Source organism: Streptomyces sp. NBC_00122, from assembly GCF_045160845.1.
Taxonomy (GTDB): domain Bacteria; phylum Actinomycetota; class Actinomycetes; order Streptomycetales; family Streptomycetaceae; genus Streptomyces.
Genome location: NZ_CP108191.1, coordinates 7,111,608 through 7,126,410 on the forward strand (window position 1 = coordinate 7,111,608; position 14,803 = coordinate 7,126,410).

14 protein-coding genes and 1 pseudogene are annotated in these 14,803 nt (G+C 69.6%); 7 read left to right on the plus strand and 8 right to left on the minus strand.

The annotated features are described in order from the left end of the window. Nucleotides 1-432: 432 nt before the first annotated feature. A complete protein-coding gene (locus tag OG737_RS32510; protein WP_328923745.1) occupies nt 433-837 on the plus strand; it encodes a transglycosylase SLT domain-containing protein in 405 nt (134 codons plus the stop codon). A 196-nt stretch (nt 838-1,033) separates the two neighbouring features. Here OG737_RS32510 and OG737_RS32515 read toward each other — a convergent pair. Further along, a pseudogene (locus OG737_RS32515) lies at nt 1,034-1,509 on the minus strand (transcriptional regulator); the annotation flags it as partial. A gap of 119 nt (nt 1,510-1,628) precedes the next feature. Here OG737_RS32515 and OG737_RS32520 point away from each other — a divergent pair. After that, the gene (locus OG737_RS32520) at nt 1,629-2,009 is read left to right on the plus strand and encodes a hypothetical protein (protein ID WP_328930544.1); all 381 of its coding nucleotides are present in this window, start codon (nt 1,629-1,631) and stop codon (nt 2,007-2,009) included. 61 nt (nt 2,010-2,070) lie between these two features. On the opposite strand, the gene OG737_RS32525 is transcribed toward OG737_RS32520, so the two are convergent. Both OG737_RS32525 and OG737_RS32530 read right to left on the minus strand, forming a co-directional pair. Further along, nucleotides 2,071-4,251: a SpoIIE family protein phosphatase gene (locus tag OG737_RS32525; RefSeq protein WP_405922324.1), complete on the minus strand. Its 2,181-nt coding sequence runs from the start codon at nt 4,249-4,251 to the stop codon at nt 2,071-2,073. Between the two features lie 203 nt (nt 4,252-4,454). Then, nucleotides 4,455-5,192, minus strand: coding sequence for an SDR family oxidoreductase (locus OG737_RS32530; RefSeq protein ID WP_328930545.1), 738 nt, complete (start codon nt 5,190-5,192; stop codon nt 4,455-4,457). A gap of 93 nt (nt 5,193-5,285) precedes the next feature. Between OG737_RS32530 and OG737_RS32535 the strand changes: the two genes are divergently transcribed. Both OG737_RS32535 and OG737_RS32540 read left to right on the plus strand, forming a co-directional pair. Beyond that, nucleotides 5,286-6,137 (plus strand): LysR family transcriptional regulator, encoded by an 852-nt coding sequence (locus tag OG737_RS32535; protein WP_405676623.1) that lies wholly within the window; start codon nt 5,286-5,288, stop codon nt 6,135-6,137. A gap of 131 nt (nt 6,138-6,268) precedes the next feature. After that, entirely contained in the window at nt 6,269-6,991 is a 723-nt protein-coding gene (locus OG737_RS32540) for a GNAT family N-acetyltransferase (RefSeq protein ID WP_405676621.1), read from the plus strand. A 118-nt stretch (nt 6,992-7,109) separates the two neighbouring features. Here the strand turns inward: OG737_RS32540 and OG737_RS32545 are convergent, their stop codons facing one another. After that, nucleotides 7,110-7,721 carry a CAP domain-containing protein gene (locus OG737_RS32545; protein ID WP_328929788.1) on the minus strand — a complete coding sequence of 204 codons (612 nt, stop codon included), beginning with the start codon at nt 7,719-7,721 and terminating at the stop codon, nt 7,110-7,112. A gap of 327 nt (nt 7,722-8,048) precedes the next feature. Between OG737_RS32545 and OG737_RS32550 the strand changes: the two genes are divergently transcribed. Next, nucleotides 8,049-8,477, plus strand: a complete 429-nt coding sequence (locus OG737_RS32550) for a hypothetical protein (protein WP_405676619.1) — start codon at nt 8,049-8,051, stop codon at nt 8,475-8,477. Between the two features lie 255 nt (nt 8,478-8,732). On the opposite strand, the gene OG737_RS32555 is transcribed toward OG737_RS32550, so the two are convergent. Then, on the minus strand, nt 8,733-9,338 hold the full coding sequence (locus OG737_RS32555) for a hypothetical protein (RefSeq protein WP_328929790.1): 606 nt from the start codon (nt 9,336-9,338) through the stop codon (nt 8,733-8,735). A 358-nt stretch (nt 9,339-9,696) separates the two neighbouring features. Between OG737_RS32555 and OG737_RS32560 the strand changes: the two genes are divergently transcribed. After that, nucleotides 9,697-10,287 (plus strand): DUF3887 domain-containing protein, encoded by a 591-nt coding sequence (locus OG737_RS32560; protein ID WP_405676617.1) that lies wholly within the window; start codon nt 9,697-9,699, stop codon nt 10,285-10,287. A 40-nt stretch (nt 10,288-10,327) separates the two neighbouring features. Here OG737_RS32560 and OG737_RS32565 read toward each other — a convergent pair whose 3' ends face one another. Further along, nucleotides 10,328-10,639, minus strand: coding sequence for a hypothetical protein (locus OG737_RS32565; RefSeq protein WP_328929791.1), 312 nt, complete (start codon nt 10,637-10,639; stop codon nt 10,328-10,330). Between the two features lie 394 nt (nt 10,640-11,033). Here OG737_RS32565 and OG737_RS32570 point away from each other — a divergent pair, with 394 nt between their 5' ends. Beyond that, nucleotides 11,034-12,866, plus strand: a complete 1,833-nt coding sequence (locus tag OG737_RS32570; protein WP_328929792.1) for a glycoside hydrolase family 15 protein — start codon at nt 11,034-11,036, stop codon at nt 12,864-12,866. A 55-nt stretch (nt 12,867-12,921) separates the two neighbouring features. Here the strand turns inward: OG737_RS32570 and OG737_RS32575 are convergent, their stop codons facing one another. Next, nucleotides 12,922-14,388, minus strand: coding sequence for a membrane-associated oxidoreductase (locus OG737_RS32575; protein ID WP_328929793.1), 1,467 nt, complete (start codon nt 14,386-14,388; stop codon nt 12,922-12,924). A gap of 103 nt (nt 14,389-14,491) precedes the next feature. Next, on the minus strand, nt 14,492-14,785 hold the full coding sequence (locus OG737_RS32580; protein ID WP_328929794.1) for an Atu4866 domain-containing protein: 294 nt from the start codon (nt 14,783-14,785) through the stop codon (nt 14,492-14,494). Between the last annotated feature and the right edge of the window lie 18 nt (nt 14,786-14,803).

Here is a 14,803-nt window from a genome sequence, read left to right on the forward strand (position 1 = left end):
GGCTCCGGGCGGTGCGGGCCAGTTTCCTTTGATTCAGGGGTTTGGGCCGGGTTCGGCCACTCCGCAGAAGGGGGTATGTGTGGTCACGCGGCGTGAGATTCGGGGTCCCCGGTGGTGACCCGCCCCATAGGGCCCACGTCACATACGAACCGGGCTAGTAGCCTTCACACGGCGCGATTCCGCTTCCTCGTACCGTCTCTCACCTGCACGGATCCCTTCCGGTGTGCTTAGGCGGCGCCGGTCCCGGACTCCGGGGGTGCGTAGTAGGTGGGGTCGTTGCCAGGGGGCGGGGGCGTCTGTAGAACTGGATGAGTCGCCGGGCGGCACGGGTGCTTACCTCCGCCGCTGGTGAATCCCTCTCCTTTGCGTGAGTGGCTCACGCATGTCTTCGGCATGCCGCGACTGTCCTTGTTGTCTTCGGAAGGTCTGTCTGTGTCCAAGTCCGTCATCCGCCGTATCGCCGCTTCGAAGAAGACCCTCGCGGGTGCCGTCGTCGCCGTGGGTGTCGCCGGTTCCATGCTCGCCACGGTTCCCGCTCAGGCGGCCCCGACGAGCGCCAAGGCGATCGCCCAGCAGATGATCAAGGACCCGGCGCAGTTCGCGGCGTTCAACAACATCGTTTCCCGTGAGAGCGGCTGGAACCACACCGCCACGAACGCCTCCTCGGGCGCGTACGGCCTGGTGCAGGCCCTGCCGGCCTCGAAGATGGCCTCCGCGGGCGCCGACTGGAAGACCAACCCGGCCACCCAGATCAAGTGGGGCCTGGACTACATGAACTCCCGTTACGGCAGCCCCGTCGGTGCCTGGAACTTCTGGCAGACCCACCACTGGTACTAAGCCACCAGCGGACAGCAGCAGACGCAACGAAGACGCCCGGCCGGGACCATCCCGGCCGGGCGTCTTCGCGTACGCGGCCACCGAACCCAGCGTGAAGCGGCCCCTCCGGCACCGAACCCCGCCGCACCGGTCCCCTGAACGGGGCGGCGTTGCCCGTTGTCGACGTGGCGGGGCCCGACCGTGGATCGGTGAGGGTTCAGGCGGCCGGTTCCAATCGGACGCAGCACCGACCGGGCTCCGCTGTCAGGATCGCCTCGAGGCGATCCTCGCCGAGTCCGGCGAGGATGCCGTGCAGCAGGTGGAGGTTCATGCCGCAGACGGTCTGAGTGTGCTGCCGGGCCGAGCTTGGAAGGGGCAGTTGGCCAGGTCTATGGCGTCGCCCTCGCGCCGCGGCTCGAAGCCGTGCTGCTCCAGCGTCTCGACGATTCCCTCCGACGCGTCTCGGCCCAGTTGTTCGCCCAGTTCCTCGGCCTTGTGGTGGAGAACGGCCCGAACCGGATCCCCGGTGGCCTCCGATTCCTCCATCGCCTGCGCGAGCAGTCTCCCGGCCAGCTCGTACCGCCGGTCGGGCAGGCTGACGGCGATGTGCCGGTCCGAGCGCAGGTAGAGCTTGGCCGGCCTGCCTGCGCCGGGTCCCGTGCGTCCGGTGCGCCGCTCGTAGACGACGTCGAGCTTTCTATCGTTAATGAAGCTTGTTGATAGAAGGAGGGTGTCATGACAGCCTCGAACATCACGCCCGTCTCCCGCCGACGCACCGAGCTCTCCGAGCCGGACGCCAAGCGTTCTGGATCCTGCGCACCGGCTTCACGGCGGCCCCGTTCCTCTTCGGACTCGACAAGTTCACGAACCTGCTCGTCGACTGGCCGTCCTACCTCGCGCCCTGGATCGACGATGTCGTCCCCGGCAGCGCGCAGGCCGCCATGTATGCCGTCGGCGTGGTCGAGATCGTCGCGGGCATCGTCGTGGCCATCGCCCCGCGCTTCGGAGGCTGGCTGGTGGCCGGCTGGCTGGCAGGCATCATCGTCAACCTGCTGACCATCCCCGGCTACTACGACATCGCGCTGCGCGACTTCGGCCTGATGCTCGGTGCCGTCGCCCTGGCCCGCCTCGCTGAGCACTACCACCGCGAAGACCGCCGAAGCGCCCGACCTGTAGCGGCCCGGAGCAGGTGAACGCCGGAACGGCCAGAGGGGCGGCGAGCTCCACCGACTCGCGCGCCCGTTGGGGAGCCATTCATGCCTCGGGCTGCCGGGCCGCCCGCATGAGGAGCAGGGCGATGTCGTCCGTGCGGGGCGCGGTGTGTTGGGCGTGCCGCAGCAGGGTGTCGGCCACATCGTCCAGGTTCTGCATTCCGGACCCGTCGAGGTGCCGGGCAAGGCTCACGGTGGCCGCTTCGATGTCGGCGCCGGGTGTTTCGACCAGCCCGTCGGTGTAGAGGACCATGAGCGCGCCCGGCGGGAAGGAGATCTCACGCGTGGGGTACTCGGCGGATGGCTCGATGCCGAGCAGCAGTCCGGGTGGCACCTCCAGTACGTCGGTGGATCCGCCCGGGTACCGCAGCAGGGGCGGCGGATGGCCGGCGCTGGCGAGCCGGGCCCGTCCGTGCGCGAGGTCGATCTGGGCGATCAGGCAGCTGGTGAACAGGCCCGGGTCGAGGTCGGTCAGCAGACGGTTGGTCCGGGCGAGGAGTTCCGAGGGCGGTGCGCCGGCGGTGCCGTGGGCGTGGACGGCGGTGCGGACCTGACCCATCAGCGCGGCGGCGTTGACGTTGTGGCCCTGGACGTCGCCGATGGCAGCGAGGACTGTCGACGGGGTGGGTCGGATCAGGTCGTAGAAGTCGCCTCCGATGTCCATGCCGTGCCCGGCCGGCCGGTAGCGAGCGGTGACCTCCAGATTCGGGACGCCCGGCAGGGTGTGGGGGAGCAGGCCGGTCTGCAGGGTGTGGGCCAGGGCGTGCTTGGCGTCGTAGAGCCGGGCCCGGTCCAGTGCCTGGGCGATCAGCCCGGCCAGCGAGGTCAGCAGGGCCCGTTCCGCCGCCGGGAAGGGCCGGGGCCGGTCGTACGAGAGGACCAGCGAGCCCACCGGGTGGCCGGAGGCGGTCAGCGGCAGGAACGCCCAGGCGTTGCGTCCCTCTTGGCGCGGCGCGGTGGGGTGGGCGCGGCGGAACTCCTCGTAGCTGGGGAAGAAGACCGGGGCACCGGTGGCGAGCACCTGTGCGTTGGTGACGCTCGACGTCAGCGGCGCGCCGTCGAACCGTTCGATGAACCCGGGCTCGTAGCCGCGGTGGCCGATGATCCGCAGCCGTCCTTCCTCGACCGCCATGAGTACCAGGCCCTGCGGGCCGAGTGCCGGAACGATCTGATCGGCCAGCCGTTCCATCACGTCGCGGACACCGATGGCCTCGGCAAGGGCGGCGGCCAGGTGCGTCAGGTGGTAGAGACCCAGGGCGCCCACCGGCTCCTGCGCCACGTGCGACACCCGCGCCGCAGCCGGGGCGGGGGCGAGAGCGGCGGGGTCGGCCTTGCCGGAGGTGACCGATCTGGCGGGGGAGATGTGCAGGCTGATGCCGTGCTCGTCCGGATAGAGCTGGAAGAACAAGCGTACGTCAGGTGGGCGGACCGCGGTGAAGGCCGTCGGCTGGCGGGCCACCACGGCGGCCCGGTAGCGGTCCTCCACGAGGGGATCGCGCAGCCACGGCAGCACCTCCCAGGGGCGCCTGCCCAGGAGCTGGGACGCTTCGCTGCCGACCAGGTCGGCGCCTGCCGCGTTGATGAAGGTGATCTGGCCGTCGAGGTCCAGTGCGCAGCAGCCCAGGGGCATCCGTTCGGCGAAGTCGAGGGCGGCCGCCGCCCGGGCGGGATCCTCCTGCCGCCGCACCGGTGCCGGGAGGAGGCGCGGCTCACCTTCGGGCGGCCATTCCGCGCCACCCTCCACCGCGGCCTCCCGCAGACGCTGCCCCGCGTGGCGGGCGAAGGTGTCGATCGCCTCCCGCTCCCGCTCGCTGAGCCGCGGCGGGTGCCAGACCGGCCACAGGAGGACGATGCCGCCCCGCACCTCGTCGTCGCGGTCGGCGAGCGCAGTCGCGGCGAGGAGGAACTCGTACGGGAGTACCAGCCCCAGCCGCGGGTACCGGCGGGCGATCTCCTCCTGGCCGCCGCCCAGCCAGACGAGCCGCCGCTCGCGGATCGCGTCGGACACGGGAATGGCCTCGTCGAGGGAGACGCGTGCCCACGGAGCGGTGATGGGCGGGGGTACCCCCGCCACGAACCCGAGCCGCAGGACCCGCTCGCCCGACCCCAGCAGGTACACCATGCCCACAGAGGCGCCCGTCTCCTCCATGAGGGCGGCCAAGGGCCCGTCCAGCCGGTCTCGACCCCGGTCGGCCGTCCAGTCCGTCCCGCCCGTGTGCCGCACGATCGCTCACCCGACCTTTGGGCGAATATCGCCCATAAGAGGACGATAGGCCCGGGCCTCTGCAGTGGCATCACCCGGGCGGTCCGTATGGGGTGCCGGTGAAGACGGTGCGGAATGCTGTCGCGGGGCGGGGCGGGGCGGGGCGGCACCGGCAGCGGTCCCGCGGCCGGGCCAGGCGCTGATGGCAGGAACGGATCAGAAGATCACCATGGCACGACCCCGTTGTCGTCGAACATCTGGCCGGTAGGGCCGTCGTCCGGCAGAGCAGCCAACCGGATGGCGATCACCGCGCCCTGCTCAGGGGTCCGGGTACCGCTGAATCCATTGAGGTCGGTGGCCACGTAGCCGGGGCAGGCGTTGTTGATCAAGATGTTGGTGCCGCTCAGCTCCTTGGCGTACTGGATGGTCACGGCGTTGAGGTAGGTCTTCGTCGGCGCGTACGCCCCGCTGATCCCTCCCAGGTCGACACCGGGCGTGGTCTGCAGGGCCAGAGAGCCGACATGGCTGGACTGGTTGACGATCCGCGGGTGCGCCGAGCGGCGCAGCAGCGGCAGCATCGCGTTGGTGACCCGGATGACGCCGATGACGTTGGTCTCCACCAGCCGCCGCACGGTCGCGAGGTCGAGGGTCGTAGGCTCTTCGGGCCAATCACCCGCAGTGCCTGCGTTGTTGACCAGTACGTCGAGGCGTCCCGCCCGCTCCTCGATCAGCTGCGCCGCCGCCGTGACGCTCTCGTCATCGGTCACGTCCAAGGGCACGCCGAACGCGTCGGCACCTGCCGCGCGCAGTTTCGCCACGGCGTTCTTCCTGCGCTGCTCGTCTCGGGCGCCGACACCGACGCTCCAGCCCAATGCGCCGAGCCCGGCAGCGATCTCGTAGCCGATTCCCTTGTTCGCGCCGGTGACCAGCGCGATCTTCTTCTCACTCATGACAGCGAGCATGGCTGTGCTTCGACCAGGCACCAACACCATCTCGGTCATGCAGCAATGCCTGAGCGACATCGATCGACCGTCCGCCGAAGTTACTGTGCACGCATGGAAATACGCGAGCTGCGCTACTTCGTCGCCATCGCCGAGGAGCTGCACTTCGGCAGGGCCGCCCAGCGCCTGGAGATGGCCCAGCCGCCGCTGTCCCGCGCGATCGCCCGACTCGAACGACAGCTCGGGGTCACGCTGCTGGAGCGCACCAGCCGCAAGGTCACGCTCACCGAGGCCGGAGCCGTGCTGCTGTCCGAGGGGCGCGCGATCGTCGGCGCGGTAGCCGCAGCTGAGCGGCGTACCCAGCAGGCTGCGCAAAGGAGCCCCCGCCTCGCCCTCGCCGTCAAATCCGGCACGGCAGGGGAGTTGTTGGCCGCACTGCTCGATGCCTACCGTGCGGAGCCCGGCGCGGCCACCGTCGATCTGTTGCTCTGTGAGGCGCATCAGCAGCAGAAATTGCTGCAGGACGGGCAAGCCGACGTGGCCCTGCTGCACTTGCCGTTCGATTCGACGGTCGGGCTCGACACCGAAACCCTGTACACCGAGGGCCAGGTGGCGGTCCTGCCCGCCTCTCACCCACTTGCCGCCCGCTCTCAGCTCCGGGTGGCCGAGGTCACCGCATTGGCGGAACTCCCGATGGCTCGCTGGCCCGGTCCTGACGGCAGCTACCCGAAGGGACCAGGGCCAGAGGTACGGAACCTGACGCAGCTCTTCCAGCTGATCGCGCTCGGCCGTACCACCGTGATCATCCCCGAGTCCGCCGGCACCGACCTGCGCCGCGATCTCGCCGCCGCGCCGGTCCTGGATGCTCCGCCCGTGACAACGGTGCTCGCCTGGCCTTCGCAGAGCCGACTTCGCGCCGTCGCCGACCTGATCCGCGTAGCAACGCGTTCTGATCCCATGGTTTGACCGAATGCCGGCCACATCTGAGGTTTCGATGCTCAGGATCTGTGCTCTCGGCGGTTTGGTGGTCCCCGATGGTGAACTCGTCGGCCCGTTCCGCATGTCGGTAGCGTGCTCGGACCGGCAGGGTTACGACCATGTCGAGAGATCCGTTGCTGGTCAGAACCCGGGGGATGTGGGAAGGGCTGGCCCGGGTGCCGGTGTCCTTCGCCCCGGTAGGTGGGGTGAGCGTCGTCGTCTCGCCGGAATCAGGGTTGAGCCCGGCGGGCTGGGTCGGCGTGGTGACTCTGGGAGGGTCGGCGATCGTGACCGCGCCGAGCGCGATTACGGCTGCGATCATTCGGGACGCGCTGGCGATGCTGCCGGTGGAGGCGGTCGCGGATCCCGACGCGCTCCGCGAGGTCCTGCCGGTGGCTCGGGTCCTCGGTCCGGCGGCACTGTCGTACGTGTCCCCAGCGGGCTTCCGCCCTGCAGGGCCTGGTGCGCCGGCGGTGGAACAACTACCGAGTGGTCATCCGGACCTTCGCAAGCTGGAGAAGCTGGCAAGCCGTGAAGACGCGGGCGAGGCCGCTCTGGACGAGATCACCTCTCCCGCCTTCGTGGTCCGCGAGCGCGGTCAGGTAGTTGCCGTTGCCGGATACCGGGCTTGGCCGGGCTGGACCGCCCACATCAGTGTGCTGACCGCGCCGGAGTCGCGGGGGCAAGGACTGGCCCGGTTGACGGGCTCGGCGGCGGTGGCACACGCGCTCGCGGCAGAACGGCTGCCGCAGTGGCGTGCCCGCGTGGCGGCCTCCCGGCGTGTCGCGGCATCACTGGGGTTCGAGGAACTGGGTTCGCAACTCAGCATCGAGATCGCCTAGGAGAAGGACTTGGCCGAGACGTCGGTTCGTCCACGAGCCGACAGCGAACAGAAGGCAATCCGCCCGAGTGGGGGCGGGGCCCGTACCGCCACGACGGGCGGCGGAAGGGCCGTGGTGTTCACTGCTGGCAGCGCCCGAAGGTCACTACGTAGGTTCCGGCCTGGCTCGCGCCGGCCCCGGCCGGGTCCGCCGCGCCCGGCTGTGCCCAGGCACCGATCTCTCGCATCGACGGGTCGAGGATGATCTGGCGGTGGCCCCACGTGCTGACGTTCATCCACCAGTTGACCGCGGCGTTCGGGGTCCCCGAGCCGCCCCAGCCGGTGTACGTGATCTCGGCGACGGCCCATGACCTGGGGTTCGGGCAGTAGCCCGCGGCCTTGATCCGGCTCAGCGGTGTCGAACCGGTCTGCGGGTTGCGGTGCGAATCCTTGCCCGGGCCCCACCACTTCAGCTGCACGGCGGCGGCGGAGTGCTGCTGCGCCGCAGTCGTCAGGGCCTGGTTCGTGGTGAGGGCCGGCAGCCCCCTCTGCGTGCGCTGGGCGTTGATGAGGCAGATCAACGCATTTCGGACGGCACTGTCGTTGCTGCTGCTCGGGGCTCGGGCAGCGGCCGCCATGTCGCACGCGACGGCCGTCGCCGGTGCTGCCGAGACCGGGATCAGTGCGGCCGACAGGACTCCGGCGACAGCGAGGCTCCGTGCGGTTTTGGTGAGCGAAGCGTGCCTGCTCAAGGAGGTCCACCTCCCGTGAATACGAACAGTGGTTTCCAGCAGTGGAGGCGCCACGTCGCTCACGTCGCGGCACGTGGCATGGCCCGCCGCTACGGCTTCTCCTCCAGGCTGCCAGCCGCCGCGCCGACTCGCCATCCGGGCCCCGGGCCCCGGGCGGGAACGTGGGGATCTGACGAACAGCCAGTCGGCCCCGGCCTGAGCCGTTGCCGCAGCAGCCCCCGGACGAGCAGCTCAGGTTGAGGCTGCCGGGCCGGACGGCGGCCAGGTTGTCAGTCCCCCTTGTTAGGGTCACGCACTCCGTGATCCAAAAGGGAGAGGGAGCCCCTGATGAGCGACAATGACGTGCGGAAGCTCGGCGTCCGTATCTACGACCAATGGACGGCGATGTGGAACGGCGATGTGCACCTCGCCGAAGAGATCATGGCTCCGGAGTTCACCCTGCGCTATGCACAGGCGGGTACGGAGGCATTTGACGATGCCCGCACTCCGGCGCAGCTCGCCGACATCATCGCGGCCTGGCGCCAGAGCCGCCGCGAGCTCCGCTTCGCGGCCGAGGGCGTGGCGGTAGTGGACCTGGCACTGGTCGGCGGCGTACCGGCCGGATTGGTGGCCCGCCCCTATCTCGCGAGCTACACGACCGAGGAGGGCCAGACCGTCGCCAGGAGCGGGACCGACACCCTCAGGGTCTCCAACGGCTTCATAAGCGAGGTCTGGTCGGTTTCCTCCGGTGTCGGCGGTCGAACCTTCTACCGCTAGACCTCTCCGTTTGACCAGTTGCGGGACCAGATGAGGGCCGCGACGAGCTGGGGTGCGGCCTGGCAGGCGAGGGGAGAGTTCCTCGGTTCGTGTGGCCAGGCCGCGCCACTGGTCGGGCTTGAGGCGGTTGATGCAGCGTTCGACGTTGTTCCGCACTTTGCACTGGCCGGATACGAAGAACGCCCGGCCCGCTGTCCACGACGATCACGACCCGCCGCCTGCTCCGGAAGCCGACGCGGGCATCAAAGGCGGTCATCAGGGGCGCAGACCGGCTTGCCTGAGCGCCACCCGGGACAGGTCACCGATGACCTGTTCGTCTGCTCGGCGCCAGGCATCGGCGAGCCCACCTGGCGGAACGGGGACCGCGGCGAGGTCTCGTACCGGCCCGGTCAGGGCACGCAGGGCGAGGAGATCAGCACTGCCGGGAGTGTCGAGAAGGCCTCGGACCAGAGCACTGCGCCGGATCCAGCGCACGCGCGGGGGAAGCCAGAGTGCCAGCACGAACGCCACCGAGGTGACGATCAGAGCGAATGCGGTGAGGTTGGCCACACGGCCCACCACGTCCTGCATCGACTGCCCGGCATCGGAGAGCCCGTTGCTGGCCTCGGCGGCGGATTGCAGCGGCTTCTTCAGGATGCCCCCGACCAGCGGCACGTTCGAGGCGGCATCCCCCGCATCGCCGAGGCCGGAGGCAAGACTGCCGCCCGCGTCCTCTACCTTCCGCCCCGGCTCGGCCAGCAGCATGATCCCATCGTGGACGGCCAGCGCGAACCTCACCGAGGCAATCACCAGGACCACGGCGATCAAGTCGGCGAGCACCTGTCGGCAACGACGTGCTCGGGTCTGGGCGTAAAGGCGCATCGGCGTGCTCCTGTTCCGGCGACATCAACGGACAAGACCGGTCTCCAACCGGGTGAGGCACGACAGCCGTGACAGCAGGCCACGGCCCACCGCTCGACCGTACGCGGCACCCGCCTGGTCCAGGCGTCTTCACATGCCGACGGCACCGGCACGTTCACACCGGCCCGGGCCGTGCCTCCACGGCCGGCGGCACACGGGGTTCGTCGGATGGTCGGATCATGGCGGCGTGGACAGGTCCGCTCGTAGGACACGGTCGAAGCGGATGGCTGGAGGTCCCGCTCCTCGGCAGGCGAGGGGAGAGCGAGCAGAGCAAGATGGACGTGTCCGGACCTGTCAAGCCGAGAAAGCCGTGGTCCTGATGCCCGATGAAGGCACAGCGCTCAGCGGCAAGCGGCAACTGGTGCAGGCGGCAGCCACTGTCGCGCTCACCGCTTGCGCGCTGTTGCCGGCCAACGATTTCGCGCTGGCCGCGATGCGGGCCCACGCCACCACGACGGTTGCGGGCCCGGCCGCGGCAGCATCCCCGGCTCAGACCAAGTACGACCGGATCTCCACTCAGACGCTCGACGACATCGTGAACGGCAACTTCACCGCGGCCACGGCCCACTTTGATACGACGGTACGTAAACTGCTGCCCCCAGACGCCCTCGCGTCGGCCTGGGAGACCTACCAGGACGGGTTCGGACGCTACAAGTCACACGGGGATCCCAAGGACCTCGCATTCGGCGAGTTCACCGTGGTCAACGTGCCGTTGCGCATGGAACGCCAGCCCGGGGAGTTCCGTCTGACCTTCCACAAGGACGGCAGCATCGCCGGCCTGTTCTTCCTCGGGACAGGAACGCCGATCGTAGGCCAGCCTGCAAGCGTGCCGGCTCCGCCCCGGGGCGCCACGACAACGGCCAGCGCCAGAACATCCGGCAGCTCCGGCCACACGAAACCGGTCAGGTGATACCCGCCGGCCCCGGCGGCCGGTACCCTTCGTGCGCCGCCTACGAGGCCGGGCACCGCGCGGCTGCGGCGGCCCGGGGTGCGATTCGCATCCGCAGGCCGTCCCACAGCACGGTCTCCGCGGGCAGGACCAGCAGCCCTGCCTCCCCGTCGGCCCAAGCCGCGTCGATCCGCCGTACCTGGACGGCGGCGCCACCCGCGCCGGCCATGTAGACGGTGGGGTCGACCTCCCAGCCGTGCTCGGCGAGCCACGCCTCCAGCCGGATCATGTCCGACTGTGTCGCCCCGCGCGGCCACTCGTACCGGTTCTCGCTGTCCATGTCCGTCCCCCCGTTGTGGTCGATACCCGACACGCCGCCGATCCTGCCATCCGGCACCGACAGCGGCCGTGCAATTTCGGTGCGGCCGCCCCCCGCCCCCCGCGCCTCCGCGACGCAACGGGGCCGGAGCCCGCCTGGGACGGGAAGACCTGGACCAGTCGGCCGGCCACGTGGCGGCCCTCGCCGCATCCGCCGTGGCTCCCAGGGCGAGGCCGGTCGTTCGGGACCCGGAGGCGGTCGAACCGGGCGGCGCAGGGGCGCCGGCGAGCGAACCGGTGGTCACGCGGAGTACGAGGTCGAGTGCAGACAGCTGTCGGTCCGGGCCGACCCCGGCTCGCTGCGCCGACATCCGGGGGCGATCTACCATGAAAGACAAGGTCTTCTTGATCTCCGCACCTGCCCACGGCGAAACGGTAGGGAGGCCGGCATGGAATTCGGGATCGGACCCGGGGGAGTGGACGGCTCACGCTATCTGCCGATCTCCGAGCACGGCCTGATCGGTGATCTTCGCACCGCCGCGCTCGTCGGGACCAATGGCACGATCGACTGGTACTGCTGCCCGCGCTTCGACGCACCGAGCGTGTTCGCGTCCATCCTCGACGCCGACCGGGGCGGATCGTGGGAGCTGGCCGCCGAGGTGCCGACGCGTACGCGGCAGTTCTACTTCCCCGACACCAACGTGCTGATCACGCGGTTCTACGCCGCCGACGGGGTGGCGGAGATCCAGGACTTCATGCCGGTCGTCGACGAGTCGCGCGAGGCGGCCCGGCACCGGCTGATCCGGCGGGTGATATGCGTGCGGGGAACCCTCCCGTTCGGAGCGCGGATAGCTCCCCGCTTCGGCTACGGCGCCGAAGCGCACACCGTACGCGTGCAGGCCCACGAGGCCGTCTTCGAGTCCCCGTCGATCTCACTGGCGCTGTCCTCCACCGCGCCGCTCGAAACCGACGGCACCGACGTGTGGTCGCACTTCAAGCTCCTCGAAGGCGAGTCCGTGGTGTTCGCCCTCGACCAGATCGGCGACGACATCCGCCCGCGGGCCTGTCCGCACGCCGAGGCGGAGGTGCAGTTCGAGGCGACGGTCCGGTTCTGGCGCCACTGGCTGGGCCGCTCGCGCTACCGCGGCCGGTGGCGGGAGATGGTGCACCGCTCCGCGCTGGTGCTGAAGCTGCTCACCTACGTACCGACCGGTGCGATCGTGGCCGCGCCCACGACCAGCCTGCCCGAACGGATCGGTGGTGAGCGCAACTGGGACTACCGCTACGTGTGGGTCCGCGACGCCGCCTTCTGCATCTACGCCATGCTCCGTCTGGGCTTCACCTCCGAGGCCGAGGCGTTCATGGGCTTCCTGTCCGACAGGGGCATCCTGCGCGGCGTCGGCCCCACCGGTCCGCTGCAGATCATGTACGGCATCGACGGGCGCACTGACCTGCCCGAATCCGAGCTGTCCCACCTGGAGGGGCACCTTGGATCCGCCCCGGTGCGGGTGGGGAACGCCGCCACCAAGCAGCTCCAACTGGACATCTACGGAGCGCTGATCGATTCCATCTACCTGTACGACAAGTGGGGGCAGCCCATCAGCAGCGATCACTGGGACGAGGTCGGCGCCGTGGTGGAGTGGCTCTGCGACCACTGGGACCAGCCCGACGAGGGAGTCTGGGAGACGCGGGGCGGCCGGAAGAACTTCGTCTACTCGCGGCTGATGTGCTGGGTGGCGATCGAACGGGCCATCCGGATGGCCAACCGGCGCGGCCTGCCGGCCGATCTTCCCCGCTGGCAGCAGAGCCGGGACGCGATCTACCGGCAGATCATGCGGGAGGGCTGGTCGGCCGAGCGCGGGGCGTTCGCCCAAGGGTTGGGCGACGACGTACTCGACGCGTCCGTGCTGATGATGCCGATGGCCAAGTTCATCTCGCCCACCGACCCCAAGTGGCTGTCGACCTTGGACGCGCTCACCACGGATCTGGTCTCCGACTCGCTGGTCTACCGCTACGACCCGGAGGCCAGCCCGGACGGCGTGCGGGGTTCCGAGGGCACGTTCTCGATCTGCTCCTTCTGGTACGTCGAGGCGCTCGCCCGCGCCGGACGGCTGGAGGAGGCCCGGCTGGCCTTCGAGAAGATGCTCACCTATGGCAACCACCTCGGCCTCTACGCCGAGGAGATCGGCCGGACCGGAGAACAACTCGGCAACTTCCCGCAGGCGTTCACCCACCTCTCACTGATCAGCGCCGCCTTCAACCTCGACCGCGCCCTCGGCTGAGCCCCACGGCCGACCTTGCCGCCCGTGCTGAGTCGTGCGCGAGTGCTGGAGGGGGTCATTGGCGGCTGACCGTACGGGTCACCCCCGCGACGATCGTCGTCGCCAGGATCCAGCCGGTGATGATCAAGACGTACGACAGCCACTGGTGCCAGCCGTCAGGGGCGAACGCCGACTCCTGGCCGAAGTTGATGACCGGGAGGAGCAGGTCGAGGGTGTAGAAGACGGGGTTGAAGCCAGGGGCCTCGTCCGCCTTGACGGGGCGTGGGTGGTGCAGGCCGTACGCGATCGATCCGATGGCCATCAGGGACAGCAGCCAGGCAGCGGCGCGCACCGGGCGGAAGCCGTAGCCGACGGTGGCGTCCTGGACGTACCCCCACAGCCGTCCGTACCAGGTGAGCGTGGTGCGTCGGCGGCGCTGCTTGGCGAGTTGGACGAGCCGGGCCGCGTCGTCGTCGCCGACGTGGCGGTAGGCCGCCATCAACTGCTCGTATCCGTGTGGTTCGTACCGGTCGCCGTCCCGCTCCAGCATCGGCAGGCGGCGCTCGGCCGGCTCGTGCGGGGTGAGTACGGTGTACGTGAGATTGGTGAGATACACTTGGTCCGGCAGCATCTCCGGTTCAAGGGCCAGGATCTCTATCTGAGAGCGCCGGAGATTCAGGGCTCCCTCGATACGATCGCCACCGCGCAGCCATAGTTCACCGAGTACACAACTGCTCGCCCGCAGTGCCGTGTCTCCCGGATGCGACAAGTGGGCGTGGAGCAGGTCGAGACGGCCCGATATGCGCGAGCCTCGGAGCTCGATCCGGCCCCGTGCACGTATGCGCCGCGCCCGTACGTGGGCGCCCACGTTGAGGTTCTGCGCGTCCAGCGCGGTGCCATCGGGCTGGTGGAACTCGGCCTCCTGGACGTTGATCCGCCCGGCGACGGAGGCGCCGGTGAGCCGTACCTGCCCGTGCGCGCGCATCTCCGGCGCCCACAGGTCGCCCCCGATCACCGCCTGGTTGAGCTGCAGTACCGGCTCGGAGTCGTCCGGCGCCGTGAACTCCGCCCGCTCCATGAACAGCGCCCCGGAGATCTGTGCCCCGCCGAGCCGTACCGGCCCCCGCGTACGGCAGTCCGTCATCCGCAGCACCCCCTCGACGCGCAAGGTCTCCGAGGTCAGGCCCGGCAGTACGGACCAGCTCAGATCGAGCTGGCGCAGCTGGGCACCGTACAGGTCCGGGACGCCGTCGAACCGGCAGTGGCTCAGCCGGATGGCGGCGTCGACGGTGGCGTGCTTCAGGTCCAGTACGCCGGTGATCCGCGCCCCCGTGATCTCGAGCGCGGCGATCTCCCCCTCCTCCTGTGGAGCCTTGAGCAGTAGCGCCCGCAGTACACGCGCCCGTACGGTCCGCTCGGCGCCCCAGGTGTTGCCGCGCGCCGGATTCTCGTTCTCGGCGGCACCGAAGTCCACGGACTCGCCTCGCGGAAAGGCCCGCCATATACGTAACTCGGCCGGTGTCAGATCGTTGGTCTCGCTCACGCAGGGACTCTGACGTGCTGCGTTGGGCCTGTCAACTGCCGCACGGAGCAAGCCGTCATGGTGTCCGACATCCGTCCGCGTCCGTAAGGTCTTGGCCTGTGAGTCACGCCTGCTCCTCCTTGTAGAGGACGAGGTGCTCGTGGAAGAGCACACCGTCGCGGATGTCGCCGGTTGCGGTGAAGCCGGTGTCGTCGACGTAGTCGATGTGGCTGCCGGTGACCGTGTAGCGGCCGGTGTAGGCACTGCTGCGGTTGCCGCGTGCCTCGTCGTAGCGGCCGTCGGCACGGAGCTCCTGCCGGATCTGACCGTCTCCGGTCACCCACATCCCGACCACGTTCGCGTCACCAGCCCTTCGCCCGGCGGTTTCCTCCGGCGGGCTCGATTGGTTCCTCACCATGTGTTCCTCCTCGTTCGC